The sequence below is a fragment of the Cylindrospermum sp. FACHB-282 genome, from assembly GCF_014697195.1.
Taxonomy (GTDB): Bacteria; Cyanobacteriota; Cyanobacteriia; order Cyanobacteriales; family Nostocaceae; genus Cylindrospermum.
Genome location: NZ_JACJRJ010000023.1, coordinates 54,909 through 74,454, shown reverse-complemented (window position 1 = coordinate 74,454; position 19,546 = coordinate 54,909). Strand labels below are relative to the sequence as shown.

Here is a 19,546-nt window from a genome sequence, read left to right as displayed (position 1 = left end):
CTATTTCTGTAGCTGGGCCAGAGTTGCAGCACTAATCCCCATGTCATGAACATGAGGTGCAAGAAACTCCGAAGTTGATAAATTAGCTGGGTTAACTGCAACCGCTTGTTGCATATCTTGCTGTTGTGCAACTTGGTTTTCTGTCAGCCAGCTTTGATAATCTTCTGGGGTGTGGACAATGACTTGCGATCGCATCGAACCGTGATAACCACCGCACAATTCCGCACAAACAACAGGATATGTACCTACTTTTGTGGCGGTGAAACGCAATTCAGTCGGAATACCAGGAAGCGCATCTTGCTTCAACCGGAAGTTTGGCACCCAAAAAGAATGAATCACATCATCCGCTGATAGATTCAACTGCACATCAGCACCAACAGGAACGTGTAATTCCCCCGCCGAAATCCCACTTTCAGGATAGTTAAACAACCAAGCGTACTGAATCCCCTTCACATCAACAACCAAATCCGCTGGCTTACCTTGAGCATTAGGCGTCCCACCAATACCGATTGACGCCTCAGTTGTTGATGCTGATTGATCATTCAAAGTAGCAGCCATTGCACTACCTGAAACATGAGCAACATGAGCCGAAGAATGGACATGTCCCGCAGGCTCAAACCCGCCCATTTTGTTATAAACATCTACACTGTAGATGCCCAAAACAACCACAATTACTGTAGGGACAGCAGTCCAAAAAATTTCTAAAGCAGTGTTCCCTTCCACAGGCACACCATCAGTATCATCACCCCGACGGCGACGATACTTAATCAAAAAAATTACAATGGTTCCTTCTACTACTAAAAACAGGGCAATAGCGATGGTAAACATGATATTGAAGAATCCGTCTACCAAAGGCGCTTGCAGCGATGCTTGCACCGGCATTAGAGTATGGTTTTGACCAATCAAGATACTGATAGCTGAAATTAACAACCCAGCTAACAGCGTCCACAGTGAAACAGGGACTTTTTGCATATATGTTACCTGCGCTGTAAACCGTAAATAAAGGAGCGATTTTCTGGGAAAGTATTAGTAATCGGGATCAGGATTTTAGGATTAACAAGATTAACAAGATTGATTTCAGGTATAAAGACTAATCCTGCTCATCCTGTCATCCTGAAGATTCTCAGATTAAAGAATTAACATGATTAACTTGAGAAGTCTCAAGATTAATCCTGCTCATCCTGTTATCCTTAAATCCTGATTAAATCCTTTTATCCTGCTCATCCCTTCATCCTTAAATCCTGATCCCACTTACTAACTTTCTAACTTGAAGCCAGAAAAAAGGGGGGAAACTTCCAGATTTTTTCATATCCTTCCCCCAGAAAATTAAAAATTTTATTTGATATCCTATTACAAACATAGCCATCCTATTTCCGGAAAAGCTAATTTTTTAAGACTACACCGTGAATAGTGCCGAGTAAAACCTCATAGCTACAGCTAGAAGTAGCCATAAGAAAAGTTTTGTTCTGAGCGTAATTTTTACTTTAACAACTCAGAACTCAGCACTGCATATTCATTAGGCTAAATTAGCAGCAAGTATTAATTTGTTAATAGATAACAATTTGCGATTTACGTTTTTGTTTACTGTGAACTTTTTACCCGATTCCGGTAAATATTTAGCATTCCCCTCTCGTTACCTTGCTTGGCAATTCGCCCTTTAAATAGTGCCTCCTTGTAAAAACTACAACCTTGATTAGACCCAGAAAGCCTTAATTGTTTACTGTGGTATGGCTGTAGCAGTTCTTGGGACAAATCCGCGAACAAGCTTCACAACCAATACAGTTTTCAGGGGAAGTAACAGCCATTACTTTGCGTTCAATTTCTTCATCATCTTCATCTTCTACAAATTCCCCTTCTTCGTTGAGTGCCTTTAAACCCAACACATTGTGACCACACACTTTAATACATCTGCCACAACCGATACATTTATCTTTGTCAATCTCTTGAGCAAATTTTGGTGTCCAAGTTTTACCGCCATAAGTCAATCCTGTTAGTTGTGCCATAAATAAATCCCCGGCAATTTTGCCTACAAATTGGTTTGTACTTTAATCATCATACTAGCTTAAGTTTTTTGGGTTTTAATGTTAAAAATTTACTTTTTACCATCAAACTTTGATGACTTGATCTACCAGGTACTTATCCTGTTTGATAGACATTTATAAATGATAGTTTTTAGCAATAAAATTTTGTTCACTGAACACGAGATCCCCGACTTCTTTAAGAAGTCGGGGATCTGAACGAACCATTTATATCACTTATTTTGAAATATGCGTTTTTAATTAAAACCTAGCACTCAGAGATGTTACTCAAAAACACTTTAGCTAAGTCTTTTTAGTCAAAAACGAACAATTATGGGAGTAAATATGCTGGCAAACCTTAAGAAATACTTCTAAGCTCACCCTGAACAATCTTATCGAAATCTTTATGAAATGTATAGTTAATGAAGAAGCAATAAAGGCGCGGCTGGAAAGGGTTAAATAGCTGCCAATTGAATGCAAAGTCCGAATCTGGATGTGGTAATTAGTGAGGCAAAAAATATTTTTTTTGTAATAAAGATAATTTGGTAGCCAGGTATGAATAAAGAGGACACATCAAGGGGAGAAATGAGCCGAACATCCCAACGATTAGAGTAGGAAAAGAAGCACGATGCCTTATACAATTCCTAACAACAGTTGCGTTGGATGTGACAACTGTCGTCCCCTATGTCCCACGGGTGCAATCAAAATAGAGAACGGTGAATACTGGATCGATCCTTGTCTTTGTAACAATTGTGAGGGTTTTTATCCTGAACCCCAATGTGTAATCGTCTGTCCAACAAATTCTCCCATACCTTGGCGGGCAAAAAAGGGCAGATGTAAAGTTGAACCGCGAGATGCTACCAGTCAAGATTTATTTTCTAATGGTAAGAATCATCCTTATGCTTCTGCGATCGCAATTTGGGAAGCTTGCAACCTATTGTCCCAGCGCACATCCCTACATTGGGAGACAGATGAAGAAGGCTACTTATGTTATAGCCGACAAGTTAATCAAGGCCGGGGGGCAATTACCTTTCACATCCAAGATCCATTGCAAGTAAGCAATCGCGTCACAGACTTACAAGCAATTGAAGGACTAGATATCCGAGCCGCAGCCATACATCTGATTTTCGCCGCCCATGCTACAGCCTTAGATCAACCTTGGGAGCAAGAATTTGCCATCGACGAGCGCCAAATTGAAAAATATTTAGGGCTAGAGAAACGCAAAGACCTGAGCAAAATTGCCAAGCTGAGTTTAATGAAAAACATCGTTCAGCAAGCTTGCTCCCTGATCATTTCCATTGACTGGCCCCAACAAGGTCGAATTAAGGGATTCTCAGTTACACAAAGTCCCTTGTGGCATTTGACGAAAATTGAACACCACTTTCAAGAAGATGATCAAGGGTGCAAATATCTCATCGGACTGACTTTTAAAATTAAAGCCGGCATCTGGAGCCAACATTTCTTAAACAAACAAGCCTGTAAAGACCGAACCGCATTTTATCAATATGGCAGTCTACCCAAAACCCTCTTAACTACAGTTATGAGTATTTGGCAGCAACATGAAGGAGCCGTCAGACTCATGTTATGGTTGCTGTTTAAAACCAAAATGGGCAAAGAACAACGCATCACCATTCCTACTTTGCTACGAGTTGCTTATGGTGAAGAAAAAGTTACCCTAGCCGCCAGACAACGGGAAGAACGCAAGCGCCTGCTGCGAACCTTTGAAAGTGATTTGGAAATGCTCAATCATTACGGAATCAAACCACTTTTTGACCCAGTTACATACCCCCCAGAAATCCAACCCTTGTGGGCGAAATTAGTCGATATACCCGAAGATCCAGATGAAGCTTTGGAATTTTGGATTAATGACGGTGGGGGTGAGACTCGCCTCACAGACACAGGGCCCCGCGGTAAGTGGAATCTGCTGATGAATGCCCGGATTTTGTCTTTTGAACTTCCCCCAGAATGGGATCAGCAAAACTCAGAATCAGACAAACAACAGCGGCGAACTGCTAAGACCAAAAAAAAGCCTAAACCTACAGGCGATTTGCTAGGCGAACAGATTTTACAAGCGCGAAAAAATCTGAATCTCTCCCAGAGAGAATTAGCAAAGCTCACAGGTAAAAGTCAAAGCTGGATTCGCGATGTCGAAAATGGTCGTTTAAAACCCAAATTAGAAGACCAAGCTCTACTACGTAAACTGCTAAATATAGGTAATGGGTAATTGGTAATTGGTAATGGGTAATGGGTAATGGGTAATGGGTAATGGGTAATTGGTAATAGGCAGGATTAACTCAGGTTTTTTCATGGGTTATGGTGTACGCACTTTACGATGGCTACTTAACTAAGTAGGCCAAATCTTCAATTACAACTAGGATTTTTAGTAGATGCATAACCCAGATTTTTACACACTATAAGTTACTACCTTCCTAGAGGTAAGATAGAGATTTTCTACAGCATATTTTACAACCACTGACTGTTGCAGAGCATTACAAGAAGTCCGCATTTCTTGACTCTTAACGGCATCTTTCACAAGTTTAGCTTGGTAAGTGTAGAGAGAACCAGAAGGTTTTTCATAACTTAGTTCAGCGAGAATTGTATTGTTGTCTAAACTTTGCTCTAGAATTTTGCCAACTACTTTGTAGTTAAACCAATCCCATCCGTGGCTCAGGATTAATTCTCTTTCCAACACCTGTAGCGCAGTTGGCAGAATTCCCCAGCCACGATAGACTTTATTTAAGCATTGAATATCACCAGTACGGGTTAAAATCGAACTGAATGTATCTTGATCTAGAAGACCGTAATATCTTCCTTCTGGCAAATCTATGGCTGTGGGAGCAAATCTATGTCCGCCAAAATGGGTTGATTTCCAAAGCCGTACATTGTCCAAATCCAAATTAGCAATAGTATCTGTAGCATGAAAATAAAAGGGATTGCCATATCTAGCGCAGCACTTATCATGGCTACCGTGGGTACAGACTAAAATATCTCTAGTTGCACTAGTTTCTACTTCAGATTTAGGACTTATCCCCCGTAAATATTTACGGACAAAATTGGCTACTTGCTCAATATTTTCTAGCTTAAATTCTTCCTTGCGGTAGCCATTGCTTAAACCCTCTTGTTTTTGATAAATCAACAGGGTTGTAATATCTACTTTGTGTGATGAATCATTAGCAATTAACAGAAAGCTAATTGGTAGTCTAGCACGCTTCACCTCCTCTACCAAAAACCGCAAGTTTTCTGGTACCCATTTGGAGTTAAAGGATTCTGATCCCCAAGGTGGAGGACATTCCACTAAAACATAAGTTTGGTAATTGGTGGCGCTACCAATAACATCTTCTCCTATTTGCCGCGAATAGTCAGAGCAAAAAAAAGTATTCATCTAGATTTACTCATGAATGGATTTTATGGACAAAGGAAATGGAAAAATATGGTTGTGTTGTTAGCTACAAATTCCTGGCTGAATAGAAATCAACAGGAAGTATATAGATTCCCTCTCTTAAAATCAGGTAGCCACTTTATAACATCCTGGTTTTTTAGCGTCTTTCCGGTTAATAAATCCTTCATCAGAAAACTCAAACATCTAAGAAGTGATTTTTCCGTACAAAGAACGTTAATTTTGTATCTGTTCTTATCTAGCAGTTGATAAATTTTCACAAGCTGAATCATGGCTTTTGTGAACTTGCTTTCTCTGCCATGATCAAAGATATTCCACCCGGCTAGATCGGATAGACAGTTTTCGGTACTAGACTGGACTAAGAAATAGAGGTAGCGGATATTACAGGTAAAAATATTACTATTAGCAAGGTACATTTTTAACGTCTCGCTTAAAGTATCTACATCATTACCAATAATCCCTAGCCCTGTACCTAATGCCTTACTTCTATATGGTTCTAATATATATAATAAGTTATCCATATTGCAAATTTTTCTCAATAAAATTGGAAAAAATAAAAATAACTGGGTGATGGTAGATGGTCTAATAGCCTGAATTATCAGCATGAGCAGCTAAAATACCGATTATTTACCAATCTGGGGTAATATCACTTTCACCTGCATGACTCTAATCTCCTATTCAGCCTCTTAGCTAATCTCACATCAGGGCTAAATCCTGGGTAGATGCCTTGACTTTAACTGAAGTCAATCACAAAAGCAAGGATTTGACAATTTTTATTAATTTTGCTAGAGGTCTTAACCTATTGTAGGCTATTTAAATTAAAGTTAACAGATATTCAACAGTTGAGAAGGCTTGCTCTAACAAACATTAAGACTTTCAATGTAATCAATAATCTTTATTAGATATTACATACTATTGCAAATATCTCTGGTATGAGTCCTCTTAATTGGAGAAATTGGGAGAATGACTAAATTTTAGATTTTAGATTTTGGATACGGGAATTGAATAATCAAAATTCCCAATCTAAAACAGGTTTCAGAGCAACTAAATTTATTTATGGATAAAAAAGAGATATTTTCTTTAGATCAATCTCCTGCATTGATCCATGATGTCAATCTAAAATATAAAATCCAAAATCCTTTGACCAATGACTAATACTATGGCTGTTGCTTATTTCTACTTTTTGGCAGAATTGAATGATTTTTTACCACGGGCTAAAAAGCAGGTAAAAATATCTCACTTTTTTGCAGAAAGAGCCTCTATTAAAGATATGATTGAGGCTTTAGGTGTCCCCCATCCAGAAGTTGATTGTATAGAAGTTAATGGGGAATATGTAAATTTTTCTTACATTGTGCAGGATGGAGATACTATCCATGTTTATCCAATCTCTGCTATGACTGAGACTACACCGATTATTTCTGTGCGACCAAAACCGCTCAGTGTAATTCGCTTTGTTTTAGATATTCATTTAGGTAAGCTAGCGACATCTTTAAGATTATTAGGTTTTGATACTTTGTACCGTAATGATTATGAGGATGAAGAATTAGCACAAATATCTTCTAGGGAAGAACGGATACTCTTGACTCGTGATAAAGGTCTGTTGATGCGGAGTTTGGTGATCCATGGTTATTATGTAAGAAACACTCAACCTCAAGAGCAAATTGTGGAAGTCTTGCGACGCTTCGATTTGTTTAAAACATTATCGCCTTTTCAACGATGTTTACGGTGCAATGGATTATTAGAAGCTGTAGCCAAAGAATCTGTTATTGACCAATTGCCAGAAACTGTACAATTGCAGACGCATGAATTTCATCGCTGCCAAAATTGCGCTCAAATTTATTGGAAAGGGTCACATTATGAACGCTTGCAACAGTTTATTGAGGCGATAATTAAGCATGGGGAATAGGGAATGGGGAATATAAAAGATTAATTAAAATTGTCAATTACTAACGCCCAATGCCCAAGGCCCCAGTCCCTATTTTAAAAATAGTTATGGCCTTTATATTAGCTCTCGATTTTGGTGGAACTAAATTGGCGGCGGCGACGGTAAATGCCGGTTCTAGGGAGTGGCTACGTTATGAACGTTGTCTCTCACCGGCGAATGCAGATGTGCTGAGTGATTTAGATATAATGCGATCGCTCATTGACTCTCTACTCAAAGGATCAAAACCCAGCGCTATCGGTGTCAGTTTTGGCGGCCCAGTAGACACAGCCACCGGGTTAGTGCGACTATCTCACCATGTCCCCGGCTGGGAAAACATTCCCCTGAAAGACTTGCTAGAAGAAGAATACCGCGTTCCTGTGAGTGTAGACAACGATGCCAATGTAGCGGCTTTAGGCGAACATCGCTTTGGTGCTGGACAGGGATACGAAAGCCTGTTTTACATCACCGTCAGCACCGGTGTAGGTGGTGGTTGGATACTCAATGGCAAACCTTGGCGGGGTGCATCGGGGATGGCTGGGGAAATTGGACATATGGTTGTCGATCCTTACGGGCCAGTATGTCTGTGTGGTAAGCGCGGTTGTGTAGAACGTTTAGCATCTGGCCCCTACATGGCGCAAAATGCCAGAGAAATTTTAGCAGCTGAATCTCTGAGTCGAAAAGGAGTCGTCAGGGGAGAGATATTGAGGGGTTTGGTAGGGGATAATTTAAGCCTACTTACCGGGCAATTAATCAGTCAAGCGGCAGTAGAGGGAGATAATTTGGCTCAAGAAGTTTTGCAAAAGGCAGCTTGGGCTTTGGGTGTGGGTATTGGCAATGTCGCAAACCTGATGAACCCCCAGCGCTTTGTTTTGGGTGGTGGTGTGACAAAAGCGGGTGAGGCTTTTTGGCAAGTAGTGCGAAGAGTAGCGCGGGAGACAGCCTTACCAGAAGTTAATTTTGAAATTGTCCGCGCGGTTCTGGGTGATGATGCGCCGTTGTGGGGGGCTGTGGCTTTGGGTTTAGAAGTTTTGCATTAGGGACTTCCAAATAATAAAACATCCCAAATTTTATTGTGGGGTGGGCTTCTAGCCCGCCCAGAATATAGGACGGGTGGGGACACCCATCCCACAAGATGGATAATTTATTTCTTGGAAATCCCTTAACTAATTAAGTCTAGCGGTTCTCGTTTGGATGCAAAATCTGGTAGGGGCACAGCAATGCTGTGCCCCTACGAATGCTTTGTAGTATGTCTAATTTCATTTTAGTTGCGTAATTATTAATACTGTTTTATTATGATTCCATAATTTGCTTTTAAATCAGACATGAATATAAATTTACCTTCAGAAGTTATTTGGAGTTTAGCGATAACCAGTTTGATAGGTTTATGGCTAGTTTGGCAGGCTGTAAAGATAAACTCTGATATTGATATATTGCAATTATCAGTTAACTGGTTTAGGGATAGACCTATTATTTTGCCTACTTTAGTTTTTTTGATTTCCCCATTTTTGTCTACATATATTTTTCGGAACTTACCACCAGATTTAAATAAGATTTTTGACAAAACAATAATTGCACAAGTATTAACAACTTTTGGGTCAATTATAAGCTTATATATTGGAAACAGATATTTAGAAAGCTTCAGAAAAACTCAGGAACAGAAGAAGATAGCGAAGATACTTATTGCAAGTATGGAAGCTCAATTAGAATGTTTCAATAAAATAAAACAAAATATTAGCGGTAGTCGTTTATCTACATCTGAAATAAACAATATTGAAGGCATAATCAACCAGATAAAAAAAGATTATATATATGAATCTGCTCTAAAATTAGTGGGAATATTTGAAAGTCAAACTATTGATGCTATATATAGATATTCTAGGAATCTAAACTCTTCTCTGGATGAGATATTGAATAGCTATAAAAAAATAGATGGATTCATAGGTTTTCCTAAAGTCTGGATCTTAGATGAAAAGATTAAAGCACTTTCTATGGAAGCTAAATTATGCATCATAATACTAAGTAAAGAAATAGTTCAGGACGATAAAAAATTCAATATTTATACAAAAATAATAATAGATGAGTATGGTAAAACTAGAGCAGAAGGTGTTATGAATACTTTTACCACATTATTCGCAATGCAGGACATTTTGATAACAACAGAAAAATTATTTGAAGGCTATGGTTTGCGTCCAGAACTGGGTGCTTCATATAATGAGGAAAAAATTAGATTAGAAATAGAGTAAGATGCTTTTTTGGAAAATGTTGGGTTTCGTTCCTCAACCCAACCTACAGATGCACAAGAATTAAACGAAAGTATAGAGAATTAAAATTTTATGCGAACCCTTAAACAATCACCGACACTTAGGGGAAAATTCCAACAACAGGTAGACGGAAAAAAATCTGTCAAACGGCAAGAAGTTCAAGAATCATTAGGTAATGGCTTCTTGGGTTCATTGGGTGCAGCAGTATTTGAAATTAAGCAATTTCAAAACCAAATTAAAGGCAATGTGGGAGAATGGAGTGTTTCACTGCTGCTTAAATCATTACCTGATAGTTGGGTAATGTTTAATAATGCTTTAATACCAACCTCTAATGTAAATACTTTAACAGAGATAGATTTATTAATTATTGGTGCAGGTGGGATTTTTTTAGTAGAGGTAAAAACTTGGAAAGGGTCATTTACTGCTTATAAAGATAAATGGAAACGACGAGAGGGAAACAACTGGGAAGCAATATCAAATAGTCCGACTTCTCAAAGTATTTATCATCAAAAAATGTTTAGTCAGTGGATTAATTGTTTAATTCCTAATTTACCTGATGGAGTGGTTAAGGCTCCTGTAATTTTTCCTGTAGCTAAATGGTTAGGAGTAACTGATTGCTCAGTTCCGGTTTTGCAAAGTATCCCCGCACTGCTACAGATGATAGTAAGTTCTGCTGATTGCTTAACACCAATGCAAGTGCAGGTAATTGCTGAAGCGGTTGAAGATTTGACGATTGCTGCAAAAAGTGTTGAAATTTCCAAACCGATTCCTAAGCCTAAACGTGAGAATTTGACGGATGTTGAAACAGTTGAAGATTTGACGATTTCTGCGAAAAGTGTTGAAATTACTAAACCGATTACTAAGCCTAAACTGATTAAGCGTGAGAATTTGAAAGATTGAGTTCTTAAAAATGAATGTTGGGTTTCGTTCCATTGCTCCGCAACGCTGACGCGAACAACCCAACCTACAGGTAAATTGTACGCGATCGCCATCGCATCCAGTACGGTGTTCACGATCACTACGGATGCAAATCTAGCACAATGACTAGCTCAAAGTTATCTCGTAAGCTTGAGATCAGCTTTTGAATGCTGCGTCACCATGCTTTTTCAGTACAACCTCTACTTTATTCTTCTGAGTATTACGGCGATTATTTCAGTTACCGTTGCCTTTGCAGCTTGGCGACGACGCTCAATTTGTCTTGCTAGCAAGCCTTTCGTCTGGATGATGCTAGCGATCGCACTCTACGCTACAGCAGCAGCTATGGAAGCTGCGGCGATCGCCCTTTGGGCAAAAATATTTTGGTCAAAGCTGGAGTATGTCGGCTCAGGTAGTCTAATTACACTCTTCCTGATGTTTGCAATGCACTTCACAAACAAAAATCCCTGGCTAACGCCTCGAAATACAGCGTTGCTATGGATTATCCCTAGCTTCAATGTCGCCTTGGTAGCAACCAACGAATGCCATCGTTTAGTCTGGTATGACTTTTTGCCAGATCCAAATGGTAGTACCTTTGTGATTTATAAACACGGCCTTGGTTTTTTTTGGATTATGGTCTGTGTTTACGTTTATACGATTGCAGGTGCAGTGCTGCTGATTCAAAAGTCCTTACAATCCTCAGTTCTGCATCGCCAGCAGTCTTGCATCACATTAGCTGGTGCAGCATTCCCATTGTTGGGAGCTAGTATGTATATGCTAGGCTTCACTCCCCCCGGTCTGAATATCACCCCGATGAGCTTCATGCTGACCGGACTGTTCTATTTCGTTAGCCTTTTTCACTTCCGAATGTTTGACCTCGTGCCCATAGCTAGAGACATCCTGATTGAAAGGATGAGTGACGGTGTGCTGGTATTGGATGTAAAAAACCGAATTATTGACATTAATCCGGCAGCAAAACATCTGATTGGGGTAAAAGGACGGCCCTTTGGACAATCGGCCACTCAAGTTCTTTCAAAATGGCAAGAAATCCTTGGGCTATACCACGCTGATGAAAGTGTCAAAACAGAGATATTCATCGATTCGGTAATACCTCGTTATCTAGAGCTACAGATTACGCCATTACGCGATTATCGCCAACAGTTAACAGGGCGTCTGCTGATTTTGCGTGACATTACTCAACGCTATCAGGCTGAGGCTGAACTGCGACAGGCTAATAAACAGTTACAAAAACAGGTACTCGAAATTGAAACCCTACAGGTTCAGCTACGGGAACAGGCTACACGGGATGGACTAACAGGTTTATTCAATCGGCGTTATTTTGACCAGACATTGCCAAAAGAACTGGTATGGGCAGCGCAGGATTGTTATCCTGTGGCCTTAATCATCATGGATATCGATTATTTCAAGAATATTAATGATACATTCGGGCATCCCGCGGGCGATCGCGTCATCCAATTATTTGCAGACCTTCTTCGCTGCTATAGTTCCTCTGGGGGCATCGTCTGCCGATATGGTGGCGAGGAGTTTGTATTGGTTTTACCCGGCATGACCCTAGAGAATGCCTTTGAGCAGGCTGAACAAATTCGGTTATCCTTTGAAGCTACGCCACTGGAGTTTGGTGGTAAGGAAATATCTGCAACGGTTTCCGGCGGAGTCGGCGTGTTTCCTCATCATGGAAAAACCAGCAATGAGCTCTTGCAAGTAGTTGATCAAGCTTTGTATGCTGCTAAATTAGATGGGCGCAATTGTATCAAGTATGTGCAGAATAACTAGTAGTCTGTCAGGTAAAGTTTGAAGGATAAAGAAACGTAGACCGGAGGGCGTGCCGCAGGCTACCGCAAAGGACGCTCGCGCGCAGCGTTCGCGAAGCGTGCCGTAGGCTCTTGCCCAAAGGGCTGTAGAGCGCGTTCGCGAAGCGTCTCGAAGAGAAGGAAGAAGGAAGAAGGAAGAAGGAAGAAGGAAGAAGGAAGAAGGAAGAAGAAAAATTGAAAGATTTATTTACTCGTCAATTAGTTCTTGACACACTACTAGTGCGGCGTGGCGGAAATAACTATTACATCATGTCCGGATTTTAGATTTTAAATCTTCAATCCAAAATCTAAAATCTAAAATTTGGTCAACCAGCCAGCGCTTGTTGTTCATCGCGCCACAATTGATATAACCGATTTGCCGGCATCGTCAAATACAAAATATCCCCAGGGCTGAGGGTAGTTTCTAGCAACTCCCAACAGTGAAGGGTTTGATAATTAGTTTCTATATACAAAGGCACAAAGTCAGCAGACATGGCCACATCTTTGACCGGCTGATGGCAAAAAGGGTGTGTAGGTGTAATTACCGTGGCAAAAGCCACCCAAAGACTATCCGCTGTAATGCCATTACCGATGATTTTTCCCCCCAGTGCAGCGGCTGCAAAAGCTGGTGCTGCTAATTCAGCGGGACTCAATACCGCCTCGAAATCAAACAACTGTTGGGCCATACCTGCAAAATCAGGATCGGCATAATGGACAATTACCGGAATGCTGGGGGTTAAGCCTTTAGCTTTGAGGGCAATTTCTAAATTAGTGGCATCATTGTTGGTGACAGCTAACACTGCGGCGGCGGAGTGGATATTGCTGGTTTTCAGGGTGGCTTGGAAGCTAGCATCACCAAGAATTACGGGAATACCTAAGCCTCTAGCGGTGTTGACAAATCTGTTATTGCTGTCGGTTTCAATTACTACTACCTCATGTCCGTTGGCGTGGAGTTGTTGGACAATTTTGATGCCAATACCACTCAAGCCACAGACGATGTAGTGATAGCGTTGGGGAATTCTGGCTGCATCCCAAAATTGCTTGAAGCGGCTGCCTAAAACGAAATCGGTAAGCATAGCGTACCAAATACCAATGACTGCCGCCCCAATTAGCATGATGACAACGGTAAATATTTTAATGCTATCGGGTGCGTGTTCTACTACTTTGTCGTTACCACCGGCGCCAGTAATCATGCCGACGGCAAAATATAAGGCATCAATAAAGGAGATATTTAATTTGGCGGAAACATAGGTGAGGGTCGCCAGTAAAATTATCACTAATAAAGCGATCGCCATTCCGACAACTGCTTGACCATGTTGCTGAAATTGTTTAATATTGGTGATGACTTTCAGCAGCTTGATAATTAAAGACTTGCGTGGGGAACGGATGCGGGGTTGAGTACTGACAATTAAGCGATCGCCTAACTTCAGCTTTTGTTCAGACAACACCGCAGATACCAAGTTCATTTTACCTTCCACCGGCAAGTAATAAATCAGCATCCGCGTACGGTCTTCCCACAATTCACTCAGTTTTCGACCTCTCCACGGATGGTTTTCATCAATTTTTTCTTCCTGGATGGGCCAAGTTTGCTGCAATAACTTGATTTGTCCGATTGCTTGGTTTCCCAGTGCCGCAAAAGTAAAGACTGTGGCTGCTAAACCCACCACACTCATACTCCAGTGATCTGGCAAAGTCTGATCTAAGCGATCGCCTAAACTTGTATTATAAAAGCGGTTGATTACCCGAATCTGGGGATTCAGTATCCGCGCCTGCATCATAATTGACAAATTTAACGCATCATCAGAGCTAGCAATTACTAAGGTGTGCGCCATCTCAATTCCCGCCGCCATCAGGGTTGCAGCCGTTTGTAAATCGCCAATAATCACATTTCCTGCGGTTTCCACAGGGATAGGTTTGTGATGAATGCCAACGACATAGGCTCCCTGTTGTCTCAGCAAACGAAAGATTTTATATCCGGTACGTCCTAAGCCACAAACAATGATTCGAGGTTTCATGAAATAGCAGCATAATTTACAGGAATGGCTGCATTTATAAGTTATTCATCAACATTGTGGCTCACTTGCCTGAGAGATAACTGTAGCTGAAAACACGTTAAACAATTAAAAATTAAAAATTAAAAGTTAAAAATAGAAGACTGAAACACAAGCTACGTGTAGACGAATGGGTATTAGACCCTAACATCCTGATAAGTTTAAATGTGATGGCACTTTGACAAGATTCTCGGAGTCAATGTATTGAGATAGCAGAAGTTTTTTGGCAAAATTTCTGCAAAGAAACTTAACAACACATAAGATCATGAAAACTTTAGCAAAAATTACCCTCGCTTTTGGTTTGTTATCAACATTGTTAACCACAACAGCAGCTAACACCTTGGCTGTAACACCAAAGCCACAACTACCAAAAACTCCGCCTAATGAACAGTTAAAGGTACAACGTCAAAGCGGTAATTGTCCCAAAACATTCGGTATTTGGAATACCTTTCGTTACTACGAAGGTGGTGGAGAAAATACGGTAATTGCCGACACATTGGCAATCGCACTTCCAGCCAAGTTGGTATCATCGGGCAAAAAGTTCGTGGAATACCGAGGGACATTGAAAAAAGCTTATGCTACCTGCGTTGGTAGCGCTAGTAGCGAAGGAAATACTTATCGCGTTAGTTTTCAAAAGGGCAATGTTTATTTCCGAGTCCAGCTACCAAAAGATACGCCCTCTAATCCGTCTGAAATTAGCGATCGCACTATTCTAGCTTCTCGTCCCTATGTCCGGTGGGCGATCGCCGATTAATTTTTTCTGCCATGCTGTACTAATATTTTGTCAACTTAGTTTTGATGGTTTGTAGTAAGCACGGAGAGTGCTTAGAACAATCAGGACTAAAGTCCTGACTACGAACTTGCTTATCCATCAATTTAAACTTGACGCACTACTAGAATGTCAAAGGATATCTCTGGGGAAGAATGTAGAGACGGTGCATGCAACGTCTCTACAAGGGTTATGCATCATGCATATTTAATTTGTACTGCTATGTCTATTATTATTTGCCAACCGCAACGGCTTTTTACTGCGAGATGATCAGCACCCACATGCTAGCCCCCAAGCCAATAGCGCCCAAGTGTTGCCAAAAAAGCGATTGCGCGGAGCGCAGCGCCAAAGGCGATCGCATCGGTTGACGGGCAATTTTTTGGGTTAAAACTATGGCTAACAGCACAGAAAAAATCAGGGTAAAACCTTGCAAAAAGGCAATCACCGCAGGATGTGCCACTAATATCGGTAACTGCTCCCCATTTAACCCAAAAGTCGCCAAAGTAATTGGCAAAATTCGCCCACCTTCACCCAAACCCAAACGCAGATAATGAGCCAAGTTTCCCCCCAACACTAATGGTAAATAGCCATAGGCAAGTTCAACAAATGGTCGAGGCTTAACACGATTTTGAACTTTCCCTTGAGAACGTTGAATGTAATTAGTCAACCTGTAAGAAACTTGGATTAATCCGTATCCTAAAAAAGGAATAGCCACAGGGATAATTAACGCCAGCAACGATAAACCCAAATGTGGCCAAAACTGAGTTAAATCGATTTCTAAACCCAGCCAAGTTTGCAATTCTGGCAATCGATGCAGATATACCCCACCCAACAGCAACAATAACAAAGCCACTTCATAACTGCGGGGTACATGAGTTGTCCACAATTCAATTCCTGGGGGACGCAAGTTAAACTCAACGGAACGATGGGGACAGGCTTTGAGACAAGTCATGCACAGCACACAATCTCGATTATCTTCCAACTGTGCTGGGTGCGAATACAACGGACAGCCGTTAGTTTCCATCCCCTCACCCTTTGGCGGCCCACCCTTGTAGCATTGGTAAGTGGTGCAACTGGCAGAACAAATGCCTTGCTGTGCCCGGAGTTCAGTCATTGAGAGTTTAGCAAATAACCCATTCATGCCACCAATGGGGCAAAGATAACGACACCAAAACCGCCGCTCAAAAATGGTAGAGAAAATCATCGCCCCAGCGGTAATTAACAGCAGCAAACAAGCAGAAAGGTAAGCTGTGTTTTCTAAATGCCAAAGTTCTTCCCAGAGGAAAATTAGGGTAAATAGTCCAAATACGAACCATCCGCCCCATTTCTCTGCTTGTTCCCTTGGCCAGCGCTTAAGTTGTCGAGGAAACAGCATCAGCGAAAGCTTTTGGGTAATTTCTCCGTAAATCATGAAAGGGCAGACAGAACACCAAATCCGACCCAAAAAGGGAAAGAGGAAGAGGAAGAAAGGCCACCACCAAGCCCAAAATAGATTTAAGGCGAAATTGCGATCGCGTGTTTGCGGTCCGAGAAACAACACCCCAATCATCAAGGCAAAAACTACGACGGTAAACCCATAGTTTAAGCGATCAGGCCACCAAGGACTCCGCAAAAACCGCCGCAAATCAGGATAGACATTCAATAGATTGACGCGAAATTGCTTTTTCTTAGATTGGGCTGGCCAGAAAATTTCTTCAGTCAGTTCACGGGCTTTTCCCGCTTGGACAATTGCCCTTTCTACCAGATTTTTTAACTCTTTCAAATTACCGGGGAAATCATAAGACTGTAAGCGGCGCAAGGATTCTGGGGTAACTTGCGGTTTAGCAATGCCTCTAGCCCGGACGTAAAGACTGATGTAATATTGCACCTGGGCTTGAATATCAGCTTTCCGCACCCGTAGCGGTGGCACTTTAATACTATGACCAACACAGCGTTCGATACTCGGCAGCGCTTTCTCTGCAACCATGAGAATGCGGGCTTTACTGATGCGGGCTTGGGCTGCTGGTTCTCCCGGACGAGTGGCGGGGGTATAGGTGTTATTTCGCAACAACTGCGCCAATAGTGGTAATAACTCTGAGGGCAATTCTTGGATATTGTTCAGCACGAGGGTACCTTCCCCTAGCCATTCCAACAGTCCTGGTTTACCGCCAGCGCGACCAAATAAGTCTGCACCGCTAGTTTGGAGAATGCCACAATTGACCTTAATAATCGGTTCTCGTCGCCGGGGAGAACCATAGTGAATTAAGGCAGCTATATTGTCTTTTTCTAAACCTGGTTCCCCGAAAATCTCCACAGATTCCCGGTCACTGGCGGCTTCGCGTATTTGCTCCCGCAGACGCACAGCATAGCGACTTGTACCGACAATTCCCCGTTGGGCTTTGGTGACTAAATAGGGTCGCAAGGCTACAGAACGTTCTTGTTCGTAAGTTAAGGCAGATGTGACTTGCGCTAATTCTTGAGCCAAACGGCGGGAAAAAGCCTGAGCAATTTCTGGGTATTGGCTGACTAAGGCGCGAAATTTAGCAGCAGGGACAACCCATAAATTACATTCTGTTACTGTAGTAATTGAGCATGGGGTTAACTCATCTAACAGTAATTCTTGGAGGTGAATCACTGCACCGGGAAGGAACCCACAAGCTAAAGCTGGGTTGTTTTTATTGGTAGTTTCGCTTTCTAGTTGACCTTTTACAAGCAGATACAGGGCTTCTGGGGAAGTACCTTCATTAACTAGGGTTGTTTCTGCGCTTACAACTTGTGATTCTATGATTTGGGCGATCGCATTCAACACTTCAGGTGAGAGAATTCCTAAAGTCGTGCGTTCTTGTAGCCATATAACCGTTTCTGGAGATGTCATTATGAGTTCTCCGTGCAACCTGGTTGATAACAGGCATTATCCCTGAAAGTCGCACCAAAAGAACTGTGTGTAATTGTTGTACATTAATAACGGGGCATTTATCAGCCTAGACGCGGCGATCGCATCAGAAGCTGAAGTTGTCAAGCATTGCGCCACTCATGAATTTTCACAGAAGACAGAGTTCGAGTTCGCGGCCGATGGGATAGGTTTTTATATTTCAAAAATGCACTCTAGTATGGGGAAACGCTGATGAGTTTTGCTGATTTACCTAACCTGTGGGTACCCTTAGCGCTTCTAGGGTTGATTGTTCTGGCTGCTGTTTTTTTCAGTCGTAGTCGTTGACAAATCAAATAAGGGAGCTTTTCACATCATCTAATAGCAGACGCAGTGGGTTTAAGAAGTTAGTGACGAACATTTAAATATTTAAAAAAAATGCCAAATTGGCAACCACCATCTAATTAAGCAAGCTAAATTGTATGAGTCAAGCAAATTCAGGTTGTTAACCAGGATTTCTGAATTACCAACTGACTCTTGTAACGAATGTCTAACAAATCATTATCCGGGAGAAAAACCAAAGCTACTAATAAATTGCAAATTATTAGTTCAGCAAACAAGTATTCATAATAAAACTTGGTATTTGCTGCGATAGGAATACTAACGGTGTACGGGCAATGTCGTTAATCTACACATAACCCCCCCCTAAATAACAGGCAGCGTCTGTACATATTCCTGAGCGCTTCAGCAGCAAATAGAGAGTGGGAGAGAAATGGCGATTGGTAATGCCTACTCCCACTCTCTTTTTTTGGAGTAGTTTCAATACAGTTCAGATAAAATCCCAATTTTTCACAGAACACTAGGGATATCTTAAGCTAACTAAACAGTATTGAGAGTGGTTGACAAAATTGTGTAATTTCATCATATATAGGACTTACGCACTGTACCAATTTACCCTTTTTTCAAGCTTTTTCGATGCGTCTCTTTACGCATCCTACATATAGTGTGCGTTCCCTAACGCACAATTTATAGGAGTTTCAATGAACAAAATTGATGAACATATTCACCATTGTTTGTCAATGCGTAAGTTCTAATATATAGCAATCCTACCTAAGTTTAAAAAAATAAGCTTCTTCAACATGGATGTTCCCTAGAGTCTGGTTTCGCCCTATTAGATATGCCCTTACTTCCAACTACTTCAGGAAATCAGACTAAATAAGACTATAAAAATGCCAAATTGGCAACCACAATCAAATTAATTCAGTTATCTTAAATTAGACAAGCAAATTCAAGGGACTTGTTAAACGGTTTACCAAATTAGCAAGCGACTCTTGTACAGATTGTCTAGCAAGTGATCATCAAAGACAGGAAAGCACACTTTTTCATGATTTCCACACTATTGACTCGGTAAACAAGTATTAATAATTAGGCTATAACATTTGCTGCAATAGGAATAATAAATCTGTATAGGCTTTGTTGGTGACGTAGCCCCCCTAACTAACGGGCAGTGTCTATACATATTCCTGAGCGCTTCAGCAGCAAATGATAGAGT

At 41.1% G+C, this 19,546-nt stretch carries 13 protein-coding genes; 8 read left to right on the top strand and 5 right to left on the bottom strand.

Going from position 1 to position 19,546, the window contains the following annotated elements:
- On the bottom strand, nt 1–972 hold the full coding sequence (gene coxB / locus H6G32_RS13725) for a cytochrome c oxidase subunit II (RefSeq protein ID WP_190459094.1): 972 nt from the start codon (nt 970–972) through the stop codon (nt 1–3).
- 737 nt (nt 973–1,709) lie between these two features.
- Nucleotides 1,710–2,003, bottom strand: coding sequence for a ferredoxin III, nif-specific (gene fdxB, locus H6G32_RS13720; protein ID WP_190459093.1), 294 nt, complete (start codon nt 2,001–2,003; stop codon nt 1,710–1,712).
- 643 nt (nt 2,004–2,646) lie between these two features.
- On the opposite strand from fdxB, the gene H6G32_RS13715 reads away from it, so the two are divergent.
- A complete protein-coding gene (locus H6G32_RS13715) occupies nt 2,647–4,242 on the top strand; it encodes a helix-turn-helix domain-containing protein (RefSeq protein WP_190459092.1) in 1,596 nt (531 codons plus the stop codon).
- A gap of 180 nt (nt 4,243–4,422) precedes the next feature.
- On the opposite strand, the gene H6G32_RS13710 is transcribed toward H6G32_RS13715, so the two are convergent.
- On the bottom strand, nt 4,423–5,400 hold the full coding sequence (locus tag H6G32_RS13710) for a sucrase ferredoxin (protein WP_190459090.1): 978 nt from the start codon (nt 5,398–5,400) through the stop codon (nt 4,423–4,425).
- Between the two features lie 1,174 nt (nt 5,401–6,574).
- Between H6G32_RS13710 and H6G32_RS13705 the strand changes: the two genes are divergently transcribed.
- From H6G32_RS13705 to H6G32_RS13685, 5 genes are all read left to right on the top strand, one after another.
- The gene (locus H6G32_RS13705) at nt 6,575–7,321 is read left to right on the top strand and encodes a Mut7-C RNAse domain-containing protein (RefSeq protein WP_190459143.1); all 747 of its coding nucleotides are present in this window, start codon (nt 6,575–6,577) and stop codon (nt 7,319–7,321) included.
- An 86-nt stretch (nt 7,322–7,407) separates the two neighbouring features.
- Complete coding sequence (locus H6G32_RS13700; protein WP_190459088.1) at nt 7,408–8,376, top strand: ROK family protein; 969 nt, start codon at nt 7,408–7,410, stop codon at nt 8,374–8,376.
- 285 nt (nt 8,377–8,661) lie between these two features.
- Nucleotides 8,662–9,582 carry a hypothetical protein gene (locus tag H6G32_RS13695; protein WP_190459087.1) on the top strand — a complete coding sequence of 307 codons (921 nt, stop codon included), beginning with the start codon at nt 8,662–8,664 and terminating at the stop codon, nt 9,580–9,582.
- A 210-nt stretch (nt 9,583–9,792) separates the two neighbouring features.
- A complete protein-coding gene (locus H6G32_RS13690; protein WP_242046591.1) occupies nt 9,793–10,500 on the top strand; it encodes a nuclease-related domain-containing protein in 708 nt (235 codons plus the stop codon).
- 198 nt (nt 10,501–10,698) lie between these two features.
- Nucleotides 10,699–12,309, top strand: a complete 1,611-nt coding sequence (locus H6G32_RS13685) for a histidine kinase N-terminal 7TM domain-containing diguanylate cyclase (RefSeq protein ID WP_190459081.1) — start codon at nt 10,699–10,701, stop codon at nt 12,307–12,309.
- 343 nt (nt 12,310–12,652) lie between these two features.
- On the opposite strand, the gene H6G32_RS13680 is transcribed toward H6G32_RS13685, so the two are convergent.
- On the bottom strand, nt 12,653–14,341 hold the full coding sequence (locus tag H6G32_RS13680; protein WP_190459080.1) for a potassium channel family protein: 1,689 nt from the start codon (nt 14,339–14,341) through the stop codon (nt 12,653–12,655).
- A 301-nt stretch (nt 14,342–14,642) separates the two neighbouring features.
- Here H6G32_RS13680 and H6G32_RS13675 point away from each other — a divergent pair, with 301 nt between their 5' ends.
- Nucleotides 14,643–15,131: a hypothetical protein gene (locus H6G32_RS13675; RefSeq protein ID WP_199328108.1), complete on the top strand. Its 489-nt coding sequence runs from the start codon at nt 14,643–14,645 to the stop codon at nt 15,129–15,131.
- A 271-nt stretch (nt 15,132–15,402) separates the two neighbouring features.
- Here the strand turns inward: H6G32_RS13675 and H6G32_RS13670 are convergent, their stop codons facing one another.
- Nucleotides 15,403–18,000, bottom strand: a complete 2,598-nt coding sequence (locus tag H6G32_RS13670; protein ID WP_190459077.1) for a sigma 54-interacting transcriptional regulator — start codon at nt 17,998–18,000, stop codon at nt 15,403–15,405.
- A gap of 73 nt (nt 18,001–18,073) precedes the next feature.
- Between H6G32_RS13670 and H6G32_RS13665 the strand changes: the two genes are divergently transcribed.
- Nucleotides 18,074–18,250 (top strand): hypothetical protein, encoded by a 177-nt coding sequence (locus tag H6G32_RS13665; protein ID WP_190459076.1) that lies wholly within the window; start codon nt 18,074–18,076, stop codon nt 18,248–18,250.
- The last annotated feature ends 1,296 nt before the right edge of the window (nt 18,251–19,546 follow it).